Source organism: Blautia luti (assembly GCF_033096465.1).
Classification (GTDB): domain Bacteria; phylum Bacillota; class Clostridia; order Lachnospirales; family Lachnospiraceae; genus Blautia_A; species Blautia_A luti.
On sequence record NZ_AP028156.1, the window covers coordinates 707308 to 728448 of the forward strand.

Sequence of the window (21141 nt, forward strand, 5' to 3'; positions counted from 1 at the left end):
ATTTAGAGAGAAAGGAAGGGAAACATGCAGGACAGGAAACTGGAACAAGTACTGGATGTTTATTTTCAGGATGAGCCTGACAAGGGATCAAAAGAATTCCAGGAAGCGCAGAAATATCTGAAACTCAGGATACGTCCTGCCATGGAATTTCTCATAGAGAAAGAAGATACAGATCGGATGGAGCAGCTTGAGAAATGTGGCTGGTTTTCCATAAAAGAGCTGGAAACTTTTATCCGGTGTGCCCAGGAGAAAACCAGACTGCGCTCTCTGGTGTGGCTGCTGCATCTGAAAAACGAAAAATACGGATATCAGAGGAAAGATTTTTCCCTGTGATCTGGCAGAAGGGGCGGTCATGTTATGAGTGATAAAAAGGAGCAGGAATTTCTGGGAAAAAAGATCCTCCAGAACTGCCGAAATGAGCTGTATCTGGATTTCCCCTATCTGGACGGGGCATTTGCCGGTCTGGAGTATGAGGCTGACAGCAGTATCACGTCAATTCAGACAGATGGGGAGAAGATCTATTTCAATCCGGTTTTTCTTTTGAAAAAATACGCAGAGGATCCGGAGACTGTGAGGCATGGATATCTCCATATGTTACTGCACTGCCTGTATCTTCATATTTTTATGAAACCGGATAAGGACATCAGCCAGTGGGACAGAGACTGTGATTCTTTTGTGGAGGATCTGATTGATAAAGCCATTCAGGAGAAAGAGTGCCACAGCCTGAAGAAACGGTGGCTGGATGATACAGAAGTGGCAGATCCGGGCTTCGATGATCATAACCTGTGGCAGCGGACAGCTGAACAGGCATCCGGCGGCAGGAGAACGAAAGAGAAGTGGGAACGGATCCTGACCTATACTTCCCAGAATAAAACCGGAACCAGGAGCCGTGCGGGAACTCAGACAAGGAACCGTCAGGAAGAAATGGACGAGATTTACCGGAGCAAATACGATTACCGGAAATTCCTGAAGCAGTTTTGCAGGCTACGGGAAGAAGTAGAGCTGGACACGGAGAGTTTTGACTATATTTTCTATCATTTCGGTATGGAACATTATGGGAATCTTCCACTTATAGAACCACTGGAATATAAAGAAGTAAACCGTCTGGAAGAGCTGGTGATCGCCATAGATACTTCAGGGTCCTGCTCAAAAGAAACGGTGCAGAGATTCCTTGGAGAAACCTATTCGATCTTAAGTGAAAAAGAGAATTTTTTCCGCAGAATGAAGGTCTATATTGTCCAGTGTGACTGCTTTATTCAGAAAGTGGACGTGATCCATTCAGAAGAGGAGTGGAAGGAGTACAGCAGGGCAGTGACCATTCAGGGACGGGGAGGTACGGATTTCCGTCCGGTCTTCGAACTGATCCACCAGGAAAAAGAACGCAGAGAACTGAAAAGTCTCAGGGCACTGATCTATTTCACAGACGGAGATGGGATTTATCCACGGCAGAAACCGGATTATGAAACAGCGTTTGTATTTCTTAACCGTACGGATAAAATGAAACTGGTTCCGGCCTGGGCGAAATGCCTGATTACCGGGCTGTAAACCAACGGCAGGGTCAGACCAGCAGTTGAACAGGAGTATAAAAAGAGAATGAACATACAGGAAGCAAAAAAGGAAATCTGCAATACACTTCGCGCTTATCTGGCGAAGGATGAAGACGGGGATTATAGCTATCCCATGGTTCGTCAGAGACCTATCCTGCTGATCGGTCCTCCTGGAATCGGCAAAACTGCCATCATGGAGCAGGCAGCCACAGAGTGCGGCGTAGGGCTGGTATCTTATACCATTACCCATCATACCCGCCAGAGTGCCATCGGTCTGCCGGAAATCGTGAAGCGCAGTTATGGTGGAAAGGAAATGATGGTCACAGACTATACCATGAGTGAGATCGTAGCTTCAGTCTATGACTGTATGGATAAGACCGGGAAAAAAGAGGGAATCCTGTTTATCGATGAGATCAACTGTGTATCAGAAACCCTTGCTCCGGCTATGCTGGCACTCCTTCAGAATAAAACCTTCGGAAGCCATAAGATCCCGGAGGGATGGGTTTTGGTGGCAGCGGGAAATCCTCCGGAGTATAATAAATCTGTCAGGGAGTTTGACATCGTTACTCTGGACCGTGTCCGTAAACTGGAAATCCAGCCGGACTGCGACACATGGCTGAAATATGCTGCGCAGCAGAATGTGCACCAGGCGGTCATTTCCTATCTTTCCATGAAAAAAGAACGATTTTATTCGGTGGAGAATACGGTAGACGGAAAATTCTTCGTGACAGCCAGAGGATGGGAGGATCTTTCTCGGTTGATTCAGAGTTATGAGAAACTGGGGATTGAGGTCAGTGCAGGGCTGGCAGGGGAATTTCTTCAGAAAGAAGAGACTGCCGAAGACTTCGCAGGATTTTATCAGTTATATATGAAATATGGAGAAGATTATGAGATTCCCGCAATCCTGAGAGGAGAACTGGATCCTGAGGTGCTGAAACAGAAGCAGCACATGGCAGCAGGAGGCGGTTTCGAGGAACGGTTTGCAGTGGTGAACCTGATTCTGGGAACGCTGAGGGAAACAGCAGGAGAATATGCACGGATGGATCAGCAGATTGAAATCATGTACGATCTGCTGGTTCATCTGAGAGAACAGGTGAGAAAAATTTCTCAGGATACAGATGGAAGTTCCATTATTGAGAAATTTATCAGGGAGCAGGAGAAAAGCCTGCAGGTTAAGAAAAAGATGGAATTACTTTCCATCAGGGAACAAAAAAGTCAGGAAACAGCTATACGCAGATTAAAAGAATACATTCTGACAGCGAAGAAAGAACATTTGCGGTCTGCACAGAGCGGATTTGAGCGGATCTGCAGGTGTTTTCAGGAAGAGCCTGCAGCCAGGGAGAAATTCATACAGAGCCTGCAGAGAGAACTGGAGAATGCATTTTCCTTTGTGAAGGAGAGCTTCGGTGAGGATCAGGAGATGCTGCTTCTGGTGACCGGGATTACCGCAGTCAGGGAAATGACCACATTTATCGCCGAGAATGGGTGTCCGGCATATTTCCGGTACAGTGGAATGCTTTTATATAATAAAGAAGAAAAAGATTTAAGACAGGCCTGTCTGGATGCCATGGAGGAAATATGAAGGAGCACGTGAATAAGAAACTACAGAGAAGATTACGAGGTCAGATATAATAAGGGATGGAAGACAAAAGTTCAGGGAAAATCCCTGATACGCAGCAGCAAAAGGATTGTTGCAGAAAAGGAGGAAGAATGTCAGAAAAACAGCCTAAAAAAAAGAAAACAGCAGGAGACATCGTGCTGACAGTCGTACTGATCGCGGCAGTCTGTGTATTCTGTTATGCAGGCTATAATCTGTTTCATATTTATACGGAGTACAAGAAAGGAACGGATGAATACAACCACATCGCCCAGATGGCAGTAACAGAACGTGACCCGGATCAGAAAGAAGCAGCAGGACCGGAAGCCGGAACGCTGAAAGCACCCATGGATATTGATTTCAAGGCACTGAAGAGTGTGAATGAAGATGTAGTAGGATGGATCTATGTGGAAGCTGTACCAAGTATCAGCTATCCTATCGTACATGGTACTGACAATGAGACCTATCTTCACAGAACCTATGAGAAGAACTATAATTTTGCAGGAACCATTTTCGTAGATTACGAGAACAAGGGAGATTTCAGTGACTGTAATACCCTGGTTTACGGGCATAACATGAAAAACGGCTCCATGTTCGCCCAGCTGAAGAAATTTTCCCAGAATAGTGATATCTACAACCAGAGCAAATATTTCTGGATCTTTACACCTGAGAAGAATTACAGATATGAGATCATTTCCGCTTATACCACAGGGGTAAATAGTGACACGTATACGCTGTTTAAAGGACCGGGAGAGGAATTTGAGAAATATCTGCAGAAGATCCAGGGTTATTCCGATATCAAAACGGACGTGGGAGAGCTTACCATTAAGGATAAGATCGTAACGTTATCCACCTGTACAGGAAATGAAGCTACCCGTTATGTAGTGCAGGGAAAAAGAGTGGATACTTTGGATGTGGCACAGTAGAACAGGAAATAAAAAGGAGGAATGAACAATGACAGAGGAGATCAGGAAACTGCAGGAACTTGTAGATCAGTATGACAATATTGTGTTTTTCGGGGGAGCCGGTGTTTCCACAGAAAGCGGGATCCCTGATTTCAGAAGCCAGGACGGGCTTTATAATCAGAAATATGATTATCCGCCGGAAACGATCCTGAGCCATACCTTCTTTATGAGGAAACCGGAGGAATTCTATAAATTTTACAGGGATAAAATGCTCTGTGATACAGCGAAACCCAATGCAGCGCATCTGAAGCTTGCCCAGCTGGAACAGGCAGGGAAGCTGAAGGCAGTGATCACCCAGAATATTGATAACCTGCATCAGATGGCAGGAAGCAAAAAGGTTCTGGAACTTCACGGAAGTGTATACCGTAATTACTGTATGAAATGCGGCAGGTTCTATGATTTCGCGCATATGAAGGCATCTGTCGGAGTACCGCGGTGTGAATGCGGTGGGATCATCAAGCCGGATGTGGTTCTATATGAAGAGGGACTGGATAATGAGACGATCAATGAGTCTGTGAAAGCGATTTCCCAGGCGCAGGTGCTGATTATCGGAGGAACTTCACTGGCTGTTTATCCGGCAGCAGGGCTGATCGATTATTTCAGGGGAGAACATCTGGTGGTGATTAATAAGATGCCTACGCCAAGGGACAGATTTGCAGATCTTCTGATCAAGGAGCCTATCGGGGAGGTATTTGCACAGATACAGGTCAGATGACCAGGAAGGTTCCGTCAGGCTGTGTTTTCAGAAAGATACAGAAAAAAAGGAGAAAAAGAAATGGGACTTCTGTATGAAGTAGGAGATATTGTAACATTAAAAAAGGTTCATCCCTGCGGCAGTAAGGAATGGGAGATCCTGAGAGTAGGGGCTGATTTCCGCCTGAAATGTACAGGATGTGGCCATCAGATCATGGTACCCCGCAGAATGGTAGAAAAAAATACCAGAAATCTTACAAAAAAAGAAAAATAGTGCTTTACAGACAGCAGAATTTATGTTAAAATCAAAAATCGTGATATATTTTATATCCTTGCTCTTTGACAGGCAAAGGGCCAACAGACCATAAGGAGGTAAAGCAAGACATGAACAAGTACGAGTTAGCATTAGTTGTTAGTGCGAAAGTTGAAGACGAAGTACGTGATGCAGTTGTTGAGAAAGCAAAAGGATACATCACACGTTACAACGGCACTATCACAGAAGTAGAAGAATGGGGTAAGAAGAAATTAGCTTACGAAATTCAGAAAATGCATGAAGGCTTCTACTATTTTATTCAGTTTGAAGCAGACGCACAGTGTCCGGCAGAAGTTGAAAGACACGTTCGTATCATGGACAACGTATTAAGATACTTAGTCGTAAGAAAAGACGCATAATCTTATACAGAGTGGATTTTAGAAGGCACCATTAATTGACCCGTTCAACCATTCATAACAGATCGAAGAGGTATTAATATGAACAAAGTAATTTTAATGGGACGCTTAACAAGAGATCCTGAGGTGAGATATTCCGCAGGAGAGAACGCATTGGCCATTGCCAGATATACACTGGCAGTAGACAGAAGATTCCGTCGTGACGGCGAGGCTACTGCAGATTTCATCAGCTGTGTTTCTTTCGGACGTGCAGCAGAGTTTGCGGAGAAGTATTTCCGCCAGGGATTGAAGATCGTTGTTTCAGGTCGTATCCAGACAGGAAGCTACACCAACCGTGATGGACAGAAAGTGTACACCACAGAGGTAGTAGTTGAGGAACAGGAATTCGCAGAGAGTAAGGCAGCAAGCGATAATTACGCAGCTTCCCATCCTCAGGCAGCACCTGCACCGTCCATGTCTTCACCGGGAGCAGCCAGTGCAGACGGCTTTATGAACATTCCAGATGGAATTGATGAAGAACTGCCGTTTAACTAAAGCTTAACAAACTGATAGAATAAGATAGGAGGAAAGCAACCATGGCTTATAATAGAGGCGAAAGACCAGATTCTCCAATGAAGAGAAGAGGCGGCCGCAGAAGAAAAAAAGTTTGCGTATTCTGTGGTAAAGAGAATAACGAAATCGATTACAAGGATGTAGCAAAATTAAGAAAATACGTTTCTGAAAGAGGAAAAATCCTCCCAAGAAGAATCACAGGAAACTGTGCAAAACATCAGAGAGCTCTGACAGTTGCTATCAAGAGAGCACGTCATATGTCTATGATGCCATACATCCAGGACTAATCTGAAATTAACAGGAGCTGCGCCACCGTGCGCGGCTCCTTCCTTTTTTTTGCGCCGGTCTGGTAAATTGGATAGAAATCTGTTATAATGGTTACCGTAACGCGGTATGGAACCAGAACCATACCAGACAGATGTAAAAAAGTAAAGAACGGAAAGAAAGATATGAGTAATAAATTAAAACTGAGAGGCCACATGAAAGCTTTTATGAGCTGGCCTCTGATCCTCTGTGCTTTACTGGTTGTGCTGAACATACTGGTCTATATCACAGATGTGAAAGCCGGTATTGTTGTATCTGTGGGAATTCTTATTTACATTGGAATCGCAGTAGTTGTTCTGCGCTGTCATAAGCCGTTCGTGGTGAATGACCTCATAGCATTTGCGAACCAGTATGATACGCTGGAGAAGAGGATCCTGGAGGAACTGGCACTGCCTTATGCCATCATGGACATGAACGGCAGGCTGATCTGGTCCAATAAAGTATTTGCGGAGCTTACAGGAAAGGACCAGTTTTACAGAAAAAATATCAGCTCCATTTTTCCGGATGTAACACCGGATAAACTGCCGTCTGCCGGAAAGAAAGAGATCAGTGAGATCAGCACTCAGGTGGGTGACAGGATCTACCGGCTTTCCATGCAGAGAGTATCCATGGGAGAAGTGATCGCCAACAGTGAGCTTTTTGAGAAGGTGGACAAGAGTCCGGATCTCATTGCCATGTATATGTATGACGATACGGAGCTTACAGAATATATCCAGAAGAATGAGGACAACAAGCTGGTGGTAGCTCTGGCTTATCTGGATAATTACGAAGAAGCTCTTGAGAGCGTGGAGGATGTAAGACGCTCCCTGCTCATAGCGCTGATCGATCGAAAGATCACCAAATATTTCTCCAATTTCGACGGACTGGTGAAGAAGCTGGAGAAGGATAAATATTTCCTGATCATGCGTCAGAGTTCATTGGAAACTCTGAAAGAACAGCGTTTCCACATTCTGGATGAGGTTAAGACTGTCAATATCGGAAATGAGATGGCCATTACTTTAAGTATCGGTATTGGCCTGAATGCTGCGAATTATCTGCAGAATTATGAATATTCCCGAATTGCCATAGAGATGGCTCTGGGACGCGGCGGTGACCAGGTTGTTATCAAAAACGGCAACAACATTACCTACTACGGCGGCAAGACCCAGCAGGTGGAGAAGACCACCCGTGTAAAAGCAAGGGTAAAGGCCCAGGCGCTGAAAGAATTTATGAGCACCAAGGAACGTGTGGTAGTAATGGGACATAAGATCACGGATGTGGATGCCCTGGGTGCAGCCATCGGTATTTACCGTGCAGGAAGAACCCTGGGAAAAACAGTCAATATTGTGGTAAATGATCCTACAACCTCTATCCGGCCGCTGATGGCAGGATATATGAATAATCCGGATTATGAGCCGTCCATGTTTGTCAACAGTGCACAGGCGAAGGAACTGGTGGATAATAATACCGTAGTAGTAGTAGTGGTAGATACCAATAAACCAAGCTACACAGAATGCCAGGATCTGCTGTACATGACCAAGACAGTGGTAGTCCTTGACCATCACAGAAGAGGCAGTGAAGTGATCGAGAATGCAGTGCTTTCCTATGTAGAGCCGTATGCATCCTCTGCCTGCGAGATGGTTGCGGAGATCCTGCAGTATTTTTCCGACGATCTGCGTATTCGGAATATGGAAGCAGACTGTCTCTATGCAGGTATTATGATCGATACGAATAACTTTACCACACGGGCCGGTGTGCGTACGTTCGAGGCTGCTGCGTTCTTACGAAGAAGCGGTGCAGACGTGACCAGGGTACGTAAGCTGCTCCGTGACAATCTGGAATCTTATAAGGCCAGGGCAGAGGCTGTTCGTACTGCGAGTATTTACAGAAATTATTTTGCTATTGCAAGATGCCCAAGCGAGGGCGTGGACAGCCCGACAGTTGTTGGTGCCCAGGCTGCCAATGAACTTCTGAACATTGCAGGAGTGAAGGCATCCTTTGTACTGACCCAGTATAATGATGAGGTTTATATCAGTGCCCGTGCCATTGATGAGATCAATGTACAGGTAATGATGGAAAAGATGGGCGGCGGCGGACATATGAACATCGCAGGAGCCCAGGTGAAAGCATCTCCGGATGAAGTGGAGAGGATGCTGAAAGAAATTATAGACCAGGAATATCAGGAGGAAAATGTAAAATGAAAGTAATTTTACTTGAAGATGTAAAGTCTCTTGGAAAGAAGGGACAGATCGTAAATGTCAGCGACGGATATGCGAGAAATATGATCCTTCCCAAGAAATTAGGACTGGAAGCAACCCCGAAGAATTTAAATGACCTGAAACTTCAAAAGGCAAATGAAGAGAAAGTTGCCAAAGAAATCTATGAAGCAGCCCAGGTATTTGCCAAAGAACTGGAGACAAAGGAGATCATTCTTACCCTGAAAACAGGCGAGGGTGGAAGAACTTTCGGATCTGTTTCCTCTAAAGAAATCTCAGAAGCAGCGAAGAAACAACTGAATCTGGACATTGATAAAAAGAAACTGCAGCTGCCTGAACCGATCCGCGTCCTGGGTGTGACACAGGTTCCGGTACGTCTTCATCCTAAGGTAACAGGAACTCTTAAGGTATGGGTAAAAGAAGCTTAATCTGATCCTTTCGGGAGGTAGACATAATGGAAGAAGCACTGATCAAAAGGATCCTTCCCCACAGCATGGAGGCAGAACAGTCTGTTATCGGATCTATGATCCTAGACAGGGAAGCCATTCTTGTGGCGTCTGAGATCCTTACCAGTGATGATTTCTATCAGAAGCAGTACGGGATCATTTTTGATGCCATGGTGGAGCTGTGTAATGAGGGGAAACCTGTGGATTTGGTTACTCTTCAGAACCGTCTGAAGGAGAAAGAGCTTCCGCCGGATATCAGCAGCATGGAGTATGTGAAGGATCTGATCACAGCAGTTCCTACTTCTGCCAATATCAAGTATTATGCCAACATTGTCAGTGAGAAGGCAGTGTTGCGCAGACTGATCAAGGCCAATGAGGAGATCGCCAATACCTGTTATCTGGAGAAAGAGAATACAGAAGTCATCCTGGAAGAAGCGGAGAAGAAGCTTTTTAACATTCTGCAGAGACGTAACAATGAGGAGTATGTGCCGATCCAGCAGGTTGTGCTGAATGCCATCAATAATATTGAGAAAGCTTCCAAGCTGAAAGGTTCTGTTACAGGTATTCCTACAGGATTTGTGGATCTGGATTATAAGACTTCCGGCATGCATGCATCAGATCTGGTGCTGATCGCAGCCCGTCCTTCTATGGGCAAGACGGCTTTTGTTCTGAACATCGCACAGTATATGGCGTTTCGCAAGGATGTGACAGTAGCTATTTTCAGTCTGGAAATGTCCAAGGAGCAGCTGGTCAACCGTCTTCTGGCTATGGAGTCACATGTGGATTCCCAGAATATGCGTACCGGAAATCTGAAAGACGAGGACTGGACCAAACTGGTGGAAGGTGCGGACATTATCGGAAAGTCCAATTTGATCATTGATGATACACCGGGTATTTCCATTGCAGAGATGCGTTCGAAATGCAGGAAGTATAAGCTGGAACATAATCTGGGGATCATTATGATCGATTACCTGCAGCTGATGAGCGGAAGCGGGAAAAGCGATTCCCGTCAGCAGGAGATCTCAGATATTTCCCGTTCCCTGAAGGCTCTTGCCAGAGAGTTGAATGTGCCGGTTATTGCATTATCCCAGCTCAGCCGTGCGGTTGAGCAGCGTCCGGATCACAGACCGATGCTTTCGGACTTGCGTGAGTCAGGTGCTATTGAGCAGGATGCGGATGTGGTAATGTTCATCTACAGAGATGATTATTATCATAAGGATACGGAGAAGAAGGATATCGCAGAGATCATTATTGCGAAACAGAGAAACGGCCCTATTGGTACGGTGGAACTGGTATGGCTGCCGAGATATACGCAGTTTGTGAATATGAAGAAATAGAAATATATATGATTTATATGCAGCTTCTGTGCAGATATTAGAGTCTGTGCGGGGCTGTTTTTCTATGAGAAAAAGAGTTTTCCGGATGGGAGCGCATTGTGGTGGAGAATTCTGGAGGCAGCTGACAGGGAAAAGATTTTTATGGGAAATGCCTGTATAATGCCGGTTTTGCAGGGGGATTTTGTCAATGGAAATTTCTTGCATTCTGTATTTGCGGCTTCTATAATTAAGGATAAAAAAGACAGGAGGGGTAGTATGGAACAGCGATATACTGTGACCCGGGCAGCGGAGATTCTGGGAGTGAGGGCATCTGTCCTGCGCTACTGGGAAGAAGAGCTGGATCTGCACATTAACAGGAATGAGCAGGGGCATCGTTATTACACAGGATATGATATTACGCTTCTGGCTAATATAAAGGAACTTAAGAAAAGGGGGCTTGCTTTGCGGGCAATTAAGGATGTGATCCCGAAGATCGCACATACGGTACCGGGGAGTACGGACAGCAGGGTGAAGCTGCTGGAAGGGGAGAAGGCGCCGGATGAGAGGATGGTGGAGTTTCAGAGGATTCTGGAACGGCTGATCACGCAGGAGATGCAGATGAAGAAGGAGGGGGAAGTGGAGTGCCGTAGTTTGGATGCGGCGATCAGGAGGAGGCAGCTGGCCAGGAAGGAGGCGGCGGCTGCATTGGAGAGGAAGAGAGGTCGCAGACGGACGTGAAACGCAGGGGCTGGCGGAACGGGAGAGAAGTTGGGGGATTTTGATTGACGAAAATGGAGTGGGAGGGTATTATGGTGATATAAGATTTTTGGAGAGAGGGTCGGGAAGGAAAGAGGGATAAGAGGATGAAGAAAAGATTTTTAAAGAACGTGCTGGCGTTGTCAGTGGCGGTGGCTGTGATGGGGACTTCTGGTCCGGGGGTATATGCCGGGGAGTTTGAGGGGATGGAAAGTTCAGATTTTTCGGATGGGACGGATGAGGTGCAGGCATCGGAGGGTCAGTCGGCTGAGACGCAGAAGTTTGGTGATGGAACGGAAGAGGTAACGGATGCGGCAGATGCTGAGGTGTTTTCGGATAGTGCGGTTGCTGCTGGGAGTGATTCTGAGGGGGAGAGAAAGTACTCGAAGAATCTTATGGAAGAGGATGGAAAGTGGCGCGGCTGGATTGGGTATGAGAATGAGGATGGAACCCTGACTGTTACCGGTTGGGGAAATCTTGGCGGAAATGTGGATACATTTTTACTTCAGATTCCTTCAAGTATCGGAGGGAAGACAGTAACAGCCATTGGTCCGTATAATGGAAGTTCAACAGACACATCCGACAGATTCTATTTTTTGGATCCGCGAACAATCAAAGCACTGGAGCTGCCGGATACAGTTACGAGGCTTGCCGGATACAGTTCATGGTATGGAGTGTTTGGGGCATTTCGAAATCTGGAAGATCTGAAACTGCCGGACAATCCGGAATTTAAAGTCGGTGACGGAACATCAGTTTTATTTGATTATAGTTATAACGAAGATTATATGATGCCTCATTTGAAATCATTGAAAATGTATAATAAGGAATCATGGAATTATTACGGGGCATCTGATAAAGAGGTAATGGATACCATCACATCCCTTACATTATATGGAAATTCTGAGTATGAAGAGCAGGTATATAACACAGAGACAGGGCAGTATGAAACAAGGATAAGAACGGAACTGGGAGTTTCGGGGTATCCGAAACTTCAGACACTGGTGCTGAATGGAAGTGCAGAAACCTTGAATGTAGGAGGTAGTGAACTTAATACGATTTATTCTACAGGAAGTTTCAGTACATTGAAGTTGATGTCCTGTCCGAAACTTACTGAATTTAATGCAGAGTGTACATTTGACAGGTTATATCTGGTTGACTGCCCGGAACTTACAACAGTGAATACGAAATCTGATCTGGAAAAAGTATCCACAGAGAGACTGGAAAACTGTCCGAATTTTCCATTGAAAAAAATCAGTATAAAACCTGAATATCTTGATATTTGTGCATATATGAATTCTCAGGTGGAAGTGATCAATATGGATCTGTCAGAGCTGCAATGGCGGGCCAGCTTAAATCTGGCTACATTTTGTAAGGCAGAACACTTGAGAGAAATCAATGTAGTCAGGGAAAATTGGGGATATTATTCAATTGATGGTGTCTTATATTGTGGAGGAAATGATTCAAGTGGAGAAAAGCAGCTGAGATTTTATCCACCGGCGAAGAGTTCTGGTGGAAGTTATACTCTTCCGTCGGATACGACAGCTATTAGTCCCTTTGCTTTTTATGGAAGCAAGCTTGATAAAGTAGTGATTCCGGATAATATTTCAGCATCTTATACATGGATTTCCGTGAATGTGGATTCTTATTATAAGAACAGAGAGTATTTTCAGGAACTTCAGGATACCAATATAACTTATATAGGAGTTGGTACGCTCAGCAATGTGAAATTTGCTATGGTGCGTGGCTCTAAGGCAATGGATTACGAATGGAACTGGGAAGATTGTGGCAGTAGAATTACCAGTAAGCTGAATGAGTCCAGAATCATTTATTACACAGGTGGAACTTATAAGATCAATTATGACCTGGATGGTGGTACAAATAATCCGGGAAATCCTACCAGCTATGTGGCAGGTGAGGTACAGTCCTATCCGCTTCTCGCTCCGACGAAAAAGGGGTATACTTTCGAAAAATGGGTGGATGAAGTTGGAGATGGAGTAGAGAATACGAAATTGAGGAAAGGTGTGTACGGAGATAGAACATTTAAGGCAGTCTGGAAGAAAAATGCGGCAACGCCGACTCCTACAGTGACACCGAAACCGACAGTGACACCGAAACCGACAGTAAAACCGACAGTGACACCGAAACCGACAGTAAAACCGACGGTGACACCGAAGCCGACACCAAAACCGACAGCAACACCGAAGCCAACAGCAACACCAAAACCAACGGAAGCACCAAAGCCAACAGTAACACCAACAGCTACTCCAATCCCATCAGATCCGGGTACTGTAATCACGAAAGATACCTATAAGGGATACACAGAAAGCTCCCTTGTGATCGATAAAAATGTAAAGAAGATCGAAGCCGGTGCATTCGCAGATTGCAGTAATCTGGTAAGTATTTATTTTACAGGGGATGCTCCGGAGATGGATGCGAACATGTTTACAGGAACCTACTACATAGGTGTTTATTATCCTATTAATAATTCCACCTGGGATGGAAAAGTCAGAAAATCTTATGGTAATCCATATGATGGAATAGAATGGGAAGCATGGGATCCGGATACAGGAGATTACTACGGAAAGTATTTGCCGGAATCAGTAGATATCACTTTAAGTGCAACAGAGTTTGTTTATAATGGAAAGGCTCAGAAACCGAAAGTCAAAGTAATAACAAAAGGAGATGATCCTTATGAGGTGGGGGATTATGCTTATAAGGTGACTTATAAAAATAATAAAAATCCTGGAACCGCTACGGTGACAATAGAGGGACTTCCTTCTGCGTATTACGGAAAGGTGACCTTATCTTTCAAAATTCTCCCGAAAGGTTCCCTGTTAACAAATACGATCACCACGAAAACAGCCGGTACAGTAAAGAAATCCCAGAGTACTAAATCTCAGACCATTTCCCTGGGTGCCAAGTGCCTGGGTGGAACGAAGCTTACTTATACTTCAAATGACAGCAAAGTAAAGGTAAGCTCCAGCGGAAAGATCACCATACCCGCGAAGTATGCAGGAACAGCCACCATTACCATAAAGGCGGCATCCAGCAAGACTTACAAATCCGGTTCAAAGAAGGTCACAGTTTCTGTAACTCCATCCAAGGTATCCTTGAGCAAGGCCACTAACGTAAGCGGCAGAAAGCTCTCCGCCCAGTGGAAACGAAACAGCAGTGCACAAGGTTACCAGGTTCAGTACGCAACAGGCAGTAATTTTAAGACCGGCCTGAAAACAAAGACCATCAAAAAGAATTCAACTGTAAAAGCTACGCTTACTTCTCTGACAAAGAATAAAACCTATTATGTCAGAGTCAGGGCCTATACGAAAAAAGGAGGAAAAACACTGTATTCTTCCTGGAGTAATGTGAAGTCTGTAAAAATTAAAAAGTAATTACAGAAACATACGATTGAGTATAGAGTGAACAGTAATACAGCACATAAAAATCAGTAACAGAATTTATAAAAATGCCTTGAAAATATAAGAAGTGAATGCTGGAATAAACCCAAAGCATATTTCTCTTATATTTCAAGGCATTTTCTTGTCTGCGTTGCAGCAAAAACTTAAAATAAATTATTCAAAACGGGGGATCGTAATAACTTCTCCGCCTTTCATAGCAGATTCATGTGCACAGATTCCGGTACCTGTCCAGTAAGCGCCCATGATGTCATCAATAGCAGGTTTGCGCTCTTCCAGAATGGAACGAATGAATTCATGTACAAGGTGTGGATGGGAACCACCGTGACCCCCACCCTGGGTAAAGGAGAGATGGGTGTTCTCATTGTTATATACTGTGTTGGTGGTGAAGGATGCGATTTCCTTCGGAAGAAGGTGTGCATAATCCGGGATCTGGATTCTTTTTTCCACAATCTCTGATCCACGACTGGATTTTTCGCTGTCTTCATCCAGAATGTCCACTTTCTCCAGTTCTCCTGTACGGGTAAAGAGAACAGGATCTTCATCAGCAAGCTGCTGCCATTCGAAGCTCTCGTTTTCACCGTATACTCGGAAGCATTCGGAATAGCTTCTGGCTACACCGTAGAGGAAACGTTCCATTTCAATAGTTACATCGCTATCCTGAAGAGAAATAAATGCGGATTCGAATGCAAACGGGCAGCCGTATTTGTCAGCCAGTTCTTTGCGGATTTTTCCGGAACCTCTTGCGTAAACCTTGTCTGGAAGATGGCCTGCGAGCATCAGACAAGGAGCAACTGCATGTGTCGGATGCATCAGTGGCGGGAAGCCTTCCCAGTATTCCGGCCATCCTTCCATATCCTGGTAATGTGCACAGGTCATGTACTGGAGGCGTCCAAGTTCGCCCTTCTTATAAAGCTCCTGGATATAGAGGAACTCTCTCTGGAAAATCGTTGTTTCCATAAACATATAATTTTTGCCGGAGGCCTTGCGGGCTGCAATGATGTCATTTAATTCCTGGATGCTCATTCCCATAGGAATTGTACAGCCACAATGTTTACCTGCATTTAAGACGCGTACAGAAAACGGAGCATGTGTTGCTGGCGGTGTTACAAGATGAACTGCATCAATTTCAGGAATATCCAGTACATCCTGCAGATCTGTGAAACAGCGTTCATCAGGAATGCTGTATCGTTCTTTTGCAATATTCAGAAGTTTCTCATTTTTATCTACGATATACACCTTATCAATATCAGGATGTTTACAGTAGATAGCAACGAATTCAAGCCCGAAGCTTAAGCCTACTAAAGCAACATTCAGTTTTTTCATGATGGAAAACCCTCCTTAAAAATAGTAGAAAAAATAGTAAAAAGTTAGTTAGGAATAAAATCCACAGGATGTCAGGAACCCTGCATCTGTCTTTTATGCTTGTGATTATACGTGATGAGAAGAGAAATGAGAATAAAGATAATTTAGATGTTTGACCCCAAAAAGATAAAAATAATACCAGTTCCGGAAAGCTCTACTTTTTTTAGAAAAGATGGAAAAAGAAAGAATAATATCGTTATTCAAAAATCAGGGATTTCATGTTTTAATAAGTGTATAGCAGAACAATCGATTGGAAAGCAGATCAGTAACATAGAGATTAAGAGAGAAGATGAGAAGGAGGAACTATATAATGAAGAAAAGAGCATTAGCTGTTATGTTGGCAGGGGCTTTGACTTTGGGCGCACAGACAGGTGTGTGGGCTGCATCCGATACTTCAGATCAGAAAGAAGGAGAACTGACACTTCTGATGTTAAATAACTGGATCGATGAGACAGAAGCAAAAGGGAAAGAGCTTGCGAAAGTGATCAAACAATATGAAGAAGAGAATCCAGGGGTGGAGATCACATTGCAGGGAGTTTCCCAGCAGGATATTAAGGAATCTTTCCAGACAGCAGCTCTGGCAGGAGGCGGAGCAGACATTGTAGTGATGGACAATTCCGGACATGCCATTGACCTTGCAGCAATGGGACTTCTGTATCCACTGGAAGATATTACCACAGCCGATGAGCTTACTGCGCAGTATCAGGAAGGACCACTCAATTCCGGCAAATTTGAGGGTAAATATTATTCCGTGCCATGGTATATGGACTGTACGGGTCTCTATTATAATAAAGAACGTCTGGAGGAACTGGGAATCGATGTTCCTACAACATGGGAAGAACTTTCTGATGCAGTAGATAAAGCAAAAGAAGCCGGATATGGAGGTATTATTACTTATCAGAGTGCATATGCTTTTTATTCATTTTTCTATCAGAATGAATGCCCAGTCATTGATACAAGTGGAGATATCCCGCAGGTAGTGATCGACAATGAGGAGGGAAAAGAGGCATGGAATTATATTTGTGATCTGATCTCCAAAGGCGGTTTGGTAGAGTCTTTTAAAGAAGCAACTACATGGGACAAAGTATATGAAAGTTTTGCAAATGGAGAAGCAACCTTCCTGTTGGGCGGAGACTGGTGCTCCAGCGAAGTAGAAAATATTAATCCGGATTTGGATTACGGCATTGCTCCGATGGTAAAAGGAAAAACAGAAGCAACTGTACTGGGAGGATGGACCTGGAATATTAATACCAACTGCAAAGATCCGGAACTTGCTTATGACCTGATTCAGTATCTGAATTCAGAAAAAGGAGATTCTCTTCTTGGCGTAGAAGGAAAGATTTCAGCACGTAAAGACTTCGACTATGACAAAGCACTGGAAGGAAAGGAAAAACTGAAAGTCTTTACAGAAGAATTTCCGTATACAGAAGCAAGACCTGCTGTTATCAATGAGAAATCCATCGATGAACTGATCACCAATGCCATCCTGGAAGTAGACTACGGACAGTCATCAGCTGAAGATGCGCTGACTTCTCTTACCCAGAAGCTCAATGAAAACATTGCATCTAATTATCAGTAAAAATATCCGGGAAACAAACATGAAATAATAACAGAGGCGCTGGCGTGAAATGGCGGCAGCGCTTCTTCATTGAGAAGGGAGGAAGATCATGTCCAAAATACGTAGAAAAGAAGGCCTGGAACTGAAAAAAAATCTTCCAGGATATCTTTTGATGGCACCAGCAGTAATTGCGGTACTGGCACTTTCTGTGTATCCTCTTTTCAGAGGTATTTATCTGAGTTTCTTAAATTATAACCTTGTACGCTCAAATGATCCTACATTTAATACCTTTGCAGGTTTACAGAATTATATTGATATTTTTAAAGACAAAGTGTTCCTACAGTCTATTGGAAATACAGTGAAGTGGACGGTGGTGAATCTTGTGGTACAGCTTGTGGCAGCCATGCTTCTTGCACTTGCACTGAACCAGAAACTGAAAGGAAGATCTGTATATAGAACGCTGATTCTGGTTCCATGGGCAGTTCCCCATGCCATAGCAGCTATGACCTTTACTTTTTTATTCAATGCAAATGTAGGTATCATTAATATACTGGCAGTGAAGCTGGGAATGATTACAGAATCTGTATCCTGGCTTGGAAATGTGGGATCAGCGTTCTGGTGTGTGGTTCTGGTAGCAATATGGAAGGGAATTCCTTTTCAGATGATCTTTATTCTGGCAGCACTGCAGGGAATTTCCGGGGATGTGTATGAGAGTGCGGAAATAGATGGTGCCAGTCGTTGGCAGTGTTTTTGGAAAATCACACTTCCGATTATCAAAGAGCCTCTGGCTATTTCAACCATTCTGAATCTGATCGGTATTGTGTCCTGTTTTAACACCATCTGGCTGATGACCAAAGGTGGCCCGCTGTACAGCACAGAGATTATTTATACCTATGCATACAGAAGAGCATTTATTGACCATAATTTTGGAACTGCAGCAGCTGCATCCGTGGTATTGTTTATATTTATGGCTGTTTTCTCTGGAGTTTACCTGAAGATGGTAAGTGAGAAAGAATAGGGAGGAGGAAACTATATGCATACAAAACAACGAAATGAAGCTATAAGGCATGTGGTAGCCTATATATTCACAATAGTCATGGTTTTTCTTGCAGTGACCCCGTTTATCTATGTGGTATTGACTGCCCTGAAAACAAAGGAACAGATATATGATCTATCTCAGATCATACCGACTCATATCACATTTGACAATTTCAGACATGTACTGTTTCAGTCGAATTTCGTAAGATATTTTATGAACAGTATTTTTATTACACTGGTCACAACACTGATTTGTATGATATTATCAGTAATGGCAGCATATGGACTTACCAGATATAAAATCGCAGGTGCCGGGAAGATCAAGATGGCGGTTCTTATGACAAGAATGTTTCCGGGAATCCTGTTGTGTATTCCTTACTATATTATTATGAAACAGTTGAACCTGATTGACAGTTATACAGGACTGATTCTGATGTACTGCTCCTTTACCCTGCCTTTTGCCATATGGAATACCTGTGCATTTTTTATTTCCATCCCATGGGAGCTGGAGGAAGCTGCCAGGATCGACGGATGCAGTAGGTTGACATCATTCTTTCATGTGATCATCCATGTTGCCAAACCGGGACTTTTTGTCACGGCCCTGTTCTGTTTCATGACATCTTGGGATGAATATATGTATGCGTCTATTTTTATCAATACAACTTCAAAGAAAACCATTCAGGTCGGTATGCAGGATTTCATAGGACAGTATTCTGTAGACTGGGGACTGCTGATGTCAGCGGTGGTGATCAGCCTGATACCGATCCTGATCTTCTTTGCACTGGTACAGAAGAATCTGGTACAAGGACTTTCTGCCGGTGCAGTGAAAGGATAAAACACAGATCAGATGTAGAAAGAGGAAATTTGCGTATGGGTTTCAAACGTAAAAATCCGGGTAACCAGAGCATAAGGAGGCAGCTCACATTTTATATGGGATTTTTTGTGGTGCTGCCGCTGTGCCTGGCTTTGATGCTTCTGAATTTCTATCTTCAGAAGGTTACCACGGAAAATAAGATTAACAATGAAACAAATCTGCTGTCCCAGATCAGAGACAATGCGGATCAGATGATCGAGGTGACAAATTATGCCACCAGTATGCTGATGACAAACAAAAATACGCTGAAGAACCTGCGGACTTTAGAACAAGACGGGGATTCCTACGAGATTTATCAGGCGAAAAGAGAACTTTCCAATGATATTTCGAATGTAGAGAGCTCCGTCTTAAATGCCGTTAACGGAAAAGTAGCCATTCTTACGAAAACAGGATATGTGATTGGTTCCTACGCATTAAGCAGGACAGAGACAGATTATGAGAAAGAACAGTGGTATCAGGAGGTTCTGAAGAATGGAAGAAAGACGACCTACAGTACCGGCATCGGGGAAATTTTTCAGGAAATGACTATATATGACAACGTACAGAAATATCTCTATATGGGACGTGAGATCCTGGATTATTCCGGCAAAAATCTGGGAGTTATGCTGATCCGCCTGTCTGAGACGAACATCTGGGGAAAACTGGCAGCAAGCATGGTGACAGAGGAAGGCGGTGCCCTTTATATCCTGGACAGAAACAATAATATACTGATGGGATATAATGAGAAATATCAGAAGCAGCTGAAAGAGCTGGGAGAACAGGAGTCTGTAAAAGAGATTTCTGAGAAGGAGATCATTACCGGTAACCTGGAAGATGATTTTTACTATATAGCAGGTGAATTGGAAAATGCGTCCAATAAACTGGTCTATCTTGTGCCACGGGAAATTTTCCTGAAGGAAAACAGAAAGATTCTCCAGCATATTCTGGAAATGGTATTGCTGGTAATCGGATTCACGGTCTGTACTATGTTATATTTTTCCAGAAGGCTCGCCAGACCTCTGGTTGAAGTGGCACAGACTCTGGAAAAAGCTCCCAATGGAATGGCAGTTCTGGAGGAACCCAGAGGTTCTTTCCAGGAGATGAGCAAATTTGTATCCTGCTATAACCAGGCTGGGAAAAAGATCGAAGAGCTTCTGGAAAAAGTAGAAAGAGAGAGCAGATTAAAAGAAAAAGCCCATTATGAGATGCTCATGTCGCAGATTTCCCCTCATTTTATCTTTAACACGGTTAATTCCATAAGGATCATGGCCATAAAAGAAGGACAGGACCGTGCAGGGGGGAATGAAAACACGGAGAAAGCACTGGAAGCACTGGGAGATATTTTGCATGCAGTTTACAGTAACAAAAACGGCATGACTACTGTGGGACAGGAAACGGCACTTCTGAAAGCATATGTAGATATCATGCAGATGCGGTTTGGAAGTTCGTTTCAGTATTATAATGTAATTCCAACAGAACTATTCTATTATGAAATCCCTGCATTTACCATGCAGCCGATTGTAGAAAATGCGATTCTGCACGGAGTAAAAGGTGTGACAGCAGGGCAGATTATAGTCTCTGCAATAGAGTATGAGAATGATTTTGTCATATCTGTATTCAATAATGGAAATTCTGCGGATAAAAAGAAGATTGAAGATCTTCTGAAGGGAGAGAAGAACCAGAGAGCTGTGACGGGGATCGGGCTTTACAATGTAAATTCCAGACTGAAGCTGCTGTACGGCGAATCTTATGGATTGATCTATAATGAAAAGGTCAGAAATGGTTTCGAAATATGGGTTCGTCTTCCAAAAAAAATTACAGAATCAGAAGAAAGGTGATAAAATAGGATAAAAA

Annotated in this window: 19 protein-coding genes; 18 read left to right on the plus strand and 1 reads right to left on the minus strand. The window is 43.8% G+C overall.

Annotation, left to right across the window (positions count from 1 at the left end; translation table 11 throughout):
• The first annotated feature begins 24 nt into the window (after positions 1 to 24).
• The 14 genes from R8695_RS03310 (at position 25) to R8695_RS03375 (ending at position 14449) form a co-directional block, all read left to right on the plus strand.
• Positions 25 to 333, plus strand: a complete 309-nt coding sequence (locus R8695_RS03310) for a hypothetical protein (protein WP_118511180.1) — start codon at positions 25 to 27, stop codon at positions 331 to 333.
• A gap of 24 nt (positions 334 to 357) precedes the next feature.
• Complete coding sequence (locus tag R8695_RS03315; protein ID WP_154780908.1) at positions 358 to 1545, plus strand: vWA domain-containing protein; 1188 nt, start codon at positions 358 to 360, stop codon at positions 1543 to 1545.
• Positions 1546 to 1593: 48 nt separating this feature from the next.
• On the plus strand, positions 1594 to 3129 hold the full coding sequence (locus R8695_RS03320) for an ATP-binding protein (RefSeq protein WP_118511184.1): 1536 nt from the start codon (positions 1594 to 1596) through the stop codon (positions 3127 to 3129).
• 128 nt (positions 3130 to 3257) lie between these two features.
• A complete protein-coding gene (gene srtB, locus R8695_RS03325; RefSeq protein WP_118511186.1) occupies positions 3258 to 4070 on the plus strand; it encodes a class B sortase in 813 nt (270 codons plus the stop codon).
• Between the two features lie 28 nt (positions 4071 to 4098).
• Entirely contained in the window at positions 4099 to 4824 is a 726-nt protein-coding gene (locus R8695_RS03330) for an NAD-dependent protein deacylase (protein ID WP_118511188.1), read from the plus strand.
• Positions 4825 to 4884: 60 nt separating this feature from the next.
• Entirely contained in the window at positions 4885 to 5076 is a 192-nt protein-coding gene (locus R8695_RS03335) for a DUF951 domain-containing protein (protein WP_118511274.1), read from the plus strand.
• 110 nt (positions 5077 to 5186) lie between these two features.
• On the plus strand, positions 5187 to 5474 hold the full coding sequence (gene rpsF / locus R8695_RS03340; protein ID WP_020993443.1) for a 30S ribosomal protein S6: 288 nt from the start codon (positions 5187 to 5189) through the stop codon (positions 5472 to 5474).
• Between the two features lie 78 nt (positions 5475 to 5552).
• Positions 5553 to 6005 (plus strand): single-stranded DNA-binding protein, encoded by a 453-nt coding sequence (locus tag R8695_RS03345; protein ID WP_118511190.1) that lies wholly within the window; start codon positions 5553 to 5555, stop codon positions 6003 to 6005.
• Positions 6006 to 6046: 41 nt separating this feature from the next.
• Entirely contained in the window at positions 6047 to 6310 is a 264-nt protein-coding gene (gene rpsR, locus R8695_RS03350; RefSeq protein ID WP_008707906.1) for a 30S ribosomal protein S18, read from the plus strand.
• A gap of 162 nt (positions 6311 to 6472) precedes the next feature.
• Positions 6473 to 8527, plus strand: coding sequence for a DHH family phosphoesterase (locus R8695_RS03355; RefSeq protein ID WP_317676225.1), 2055 nt, complete (start codon positions 6473 to 6475; stop codon positions 8525 to 8527).
• Positions 8524 to 8970: a 50S ribosomal protein L9 gene (rplI, locus tag R8695_RS03360; RefSeq protein WP_118511192.1), complete on the plus strand. Its 447-nt coding sequence runs from the start codon at positions 8524 to 8526 to the stop codon at positions 8968 to 8970. Before R8695_RS03355 ends, rplI begins: the two co-directional genes overlap by 4 nt.
• 26 nt (positions 8971 to 8996) lie before the next feature.
• Positions 8997 to 10325 carry a replicative DNA helicase gene (dnaB, locus tag R8695_RS03365; protein ID WP_118511194.1) on the plus strand — a complete coding sequence of 443 codons (1329 nt, stop codon included), beginning with the start codon at positions 8997 to 8999 and terminating at the stop codon, positions 10323 to 10325.
• 255 nt (positions 10326 to 10580) lie between these two features.
• Positions 10581 to 11042 carry a MerR family transcriptional regulator gene (locus tag R8695_RS03370; protein ID WP_154780909.1) on the plus strand — a complete coding sequence of 154 codons (462 nt, stop codon included), beginning with the start codon at positions 10581 to 10583 and terminating at the stop codon, positions 11040 to 11042.
• A 125-nt stretch (positions 11043 to 11167) separates the two neighbouring features.
• Positions 11168 to 14449 carry a leucine-rich repeat protein gene (locus tag R8695_RS03375; protein ID WP_154780910.1) on the plus strand — a complete coding sequence of 1094 codons (3282 nt, stop codon included), beginning with the start codon at positions 11168 to 11170 and terminating at the stop codon, positions 14447 to 14449.
• Positions 14450 to 14629: 180 nt separating this feature from the next.
• Here the strand turns inward: R8695_RS03375 and R8695_RS03380 are convergent, their stop codons facing one another.
• Positions 14630 to 15799, minus strand: coding sequence for a Gfo/Idh/MocA family protein (locus tag R8695_RS03380; RefSeq protein ID WP_008706370.1), 1170 nt, complete (start codon positions 15797 to 15799; stop codon positions 14630 to 14632).
• 349 nt (positions 15800 to 16148) lie between these two features.
• Between R8695_RS03380 and R8695_RS03385 the strand changes: the two genes are divergently transcribed.
• From R8695_RS03385 to R8695_RS03400, 4 genes are all read left to right on the plus strand, one after another.
• Positions 16149 to 17417, plus strand: coding sequence for a sugar ABC transporter substrate-binding protein (locus R8695_RS03385; protein WP_243139585.1), 1269 nt, complete (start codon positions 16149 to 16151; stop codon positions 17415 to 17417).
• A gap of 88 nt (positions 17418 to 17505) precedes the next feature.
• Complete coding sequence (locus tag R8695_RS03390) at positions 17506 to 18414, plus strand: carbohydrate ABC transporter permease (RefSeq protein ID WP_117845671.1); 909 nt, start codon at positions 17506 to 17508, stop codon at positions 18412 to 18414.
• A gap of 15 nt (positions 18415 to 18429) precedes the next feature.
• The gene (locus R8695_RS03395; protein ID WP_118511202.1) at positions 18430 to 19269 is read left to right on the plus strand and encodes a carbohydrate ABC transporter permease; all 840 of its coding nucleotides are present in this window, start codon (positions 18430 to 18432) and stop codon (positions 19267 to 19269) included.
• 35 nt (positions 19270 to 19304) lie between these two features.
• Complete coding sequence (locus R8695_RS03400; protein ID WP_118511204.1) at positions 19305 to 21125, plus strand: cache domain-containing sensor histidine kinase; 1821 nt, start codon at positions 19305 to 19307, stop codon at positions 21123 to 21125.
• Positions 21126 to 21141 lie beyond the last annotated feature (16 nt).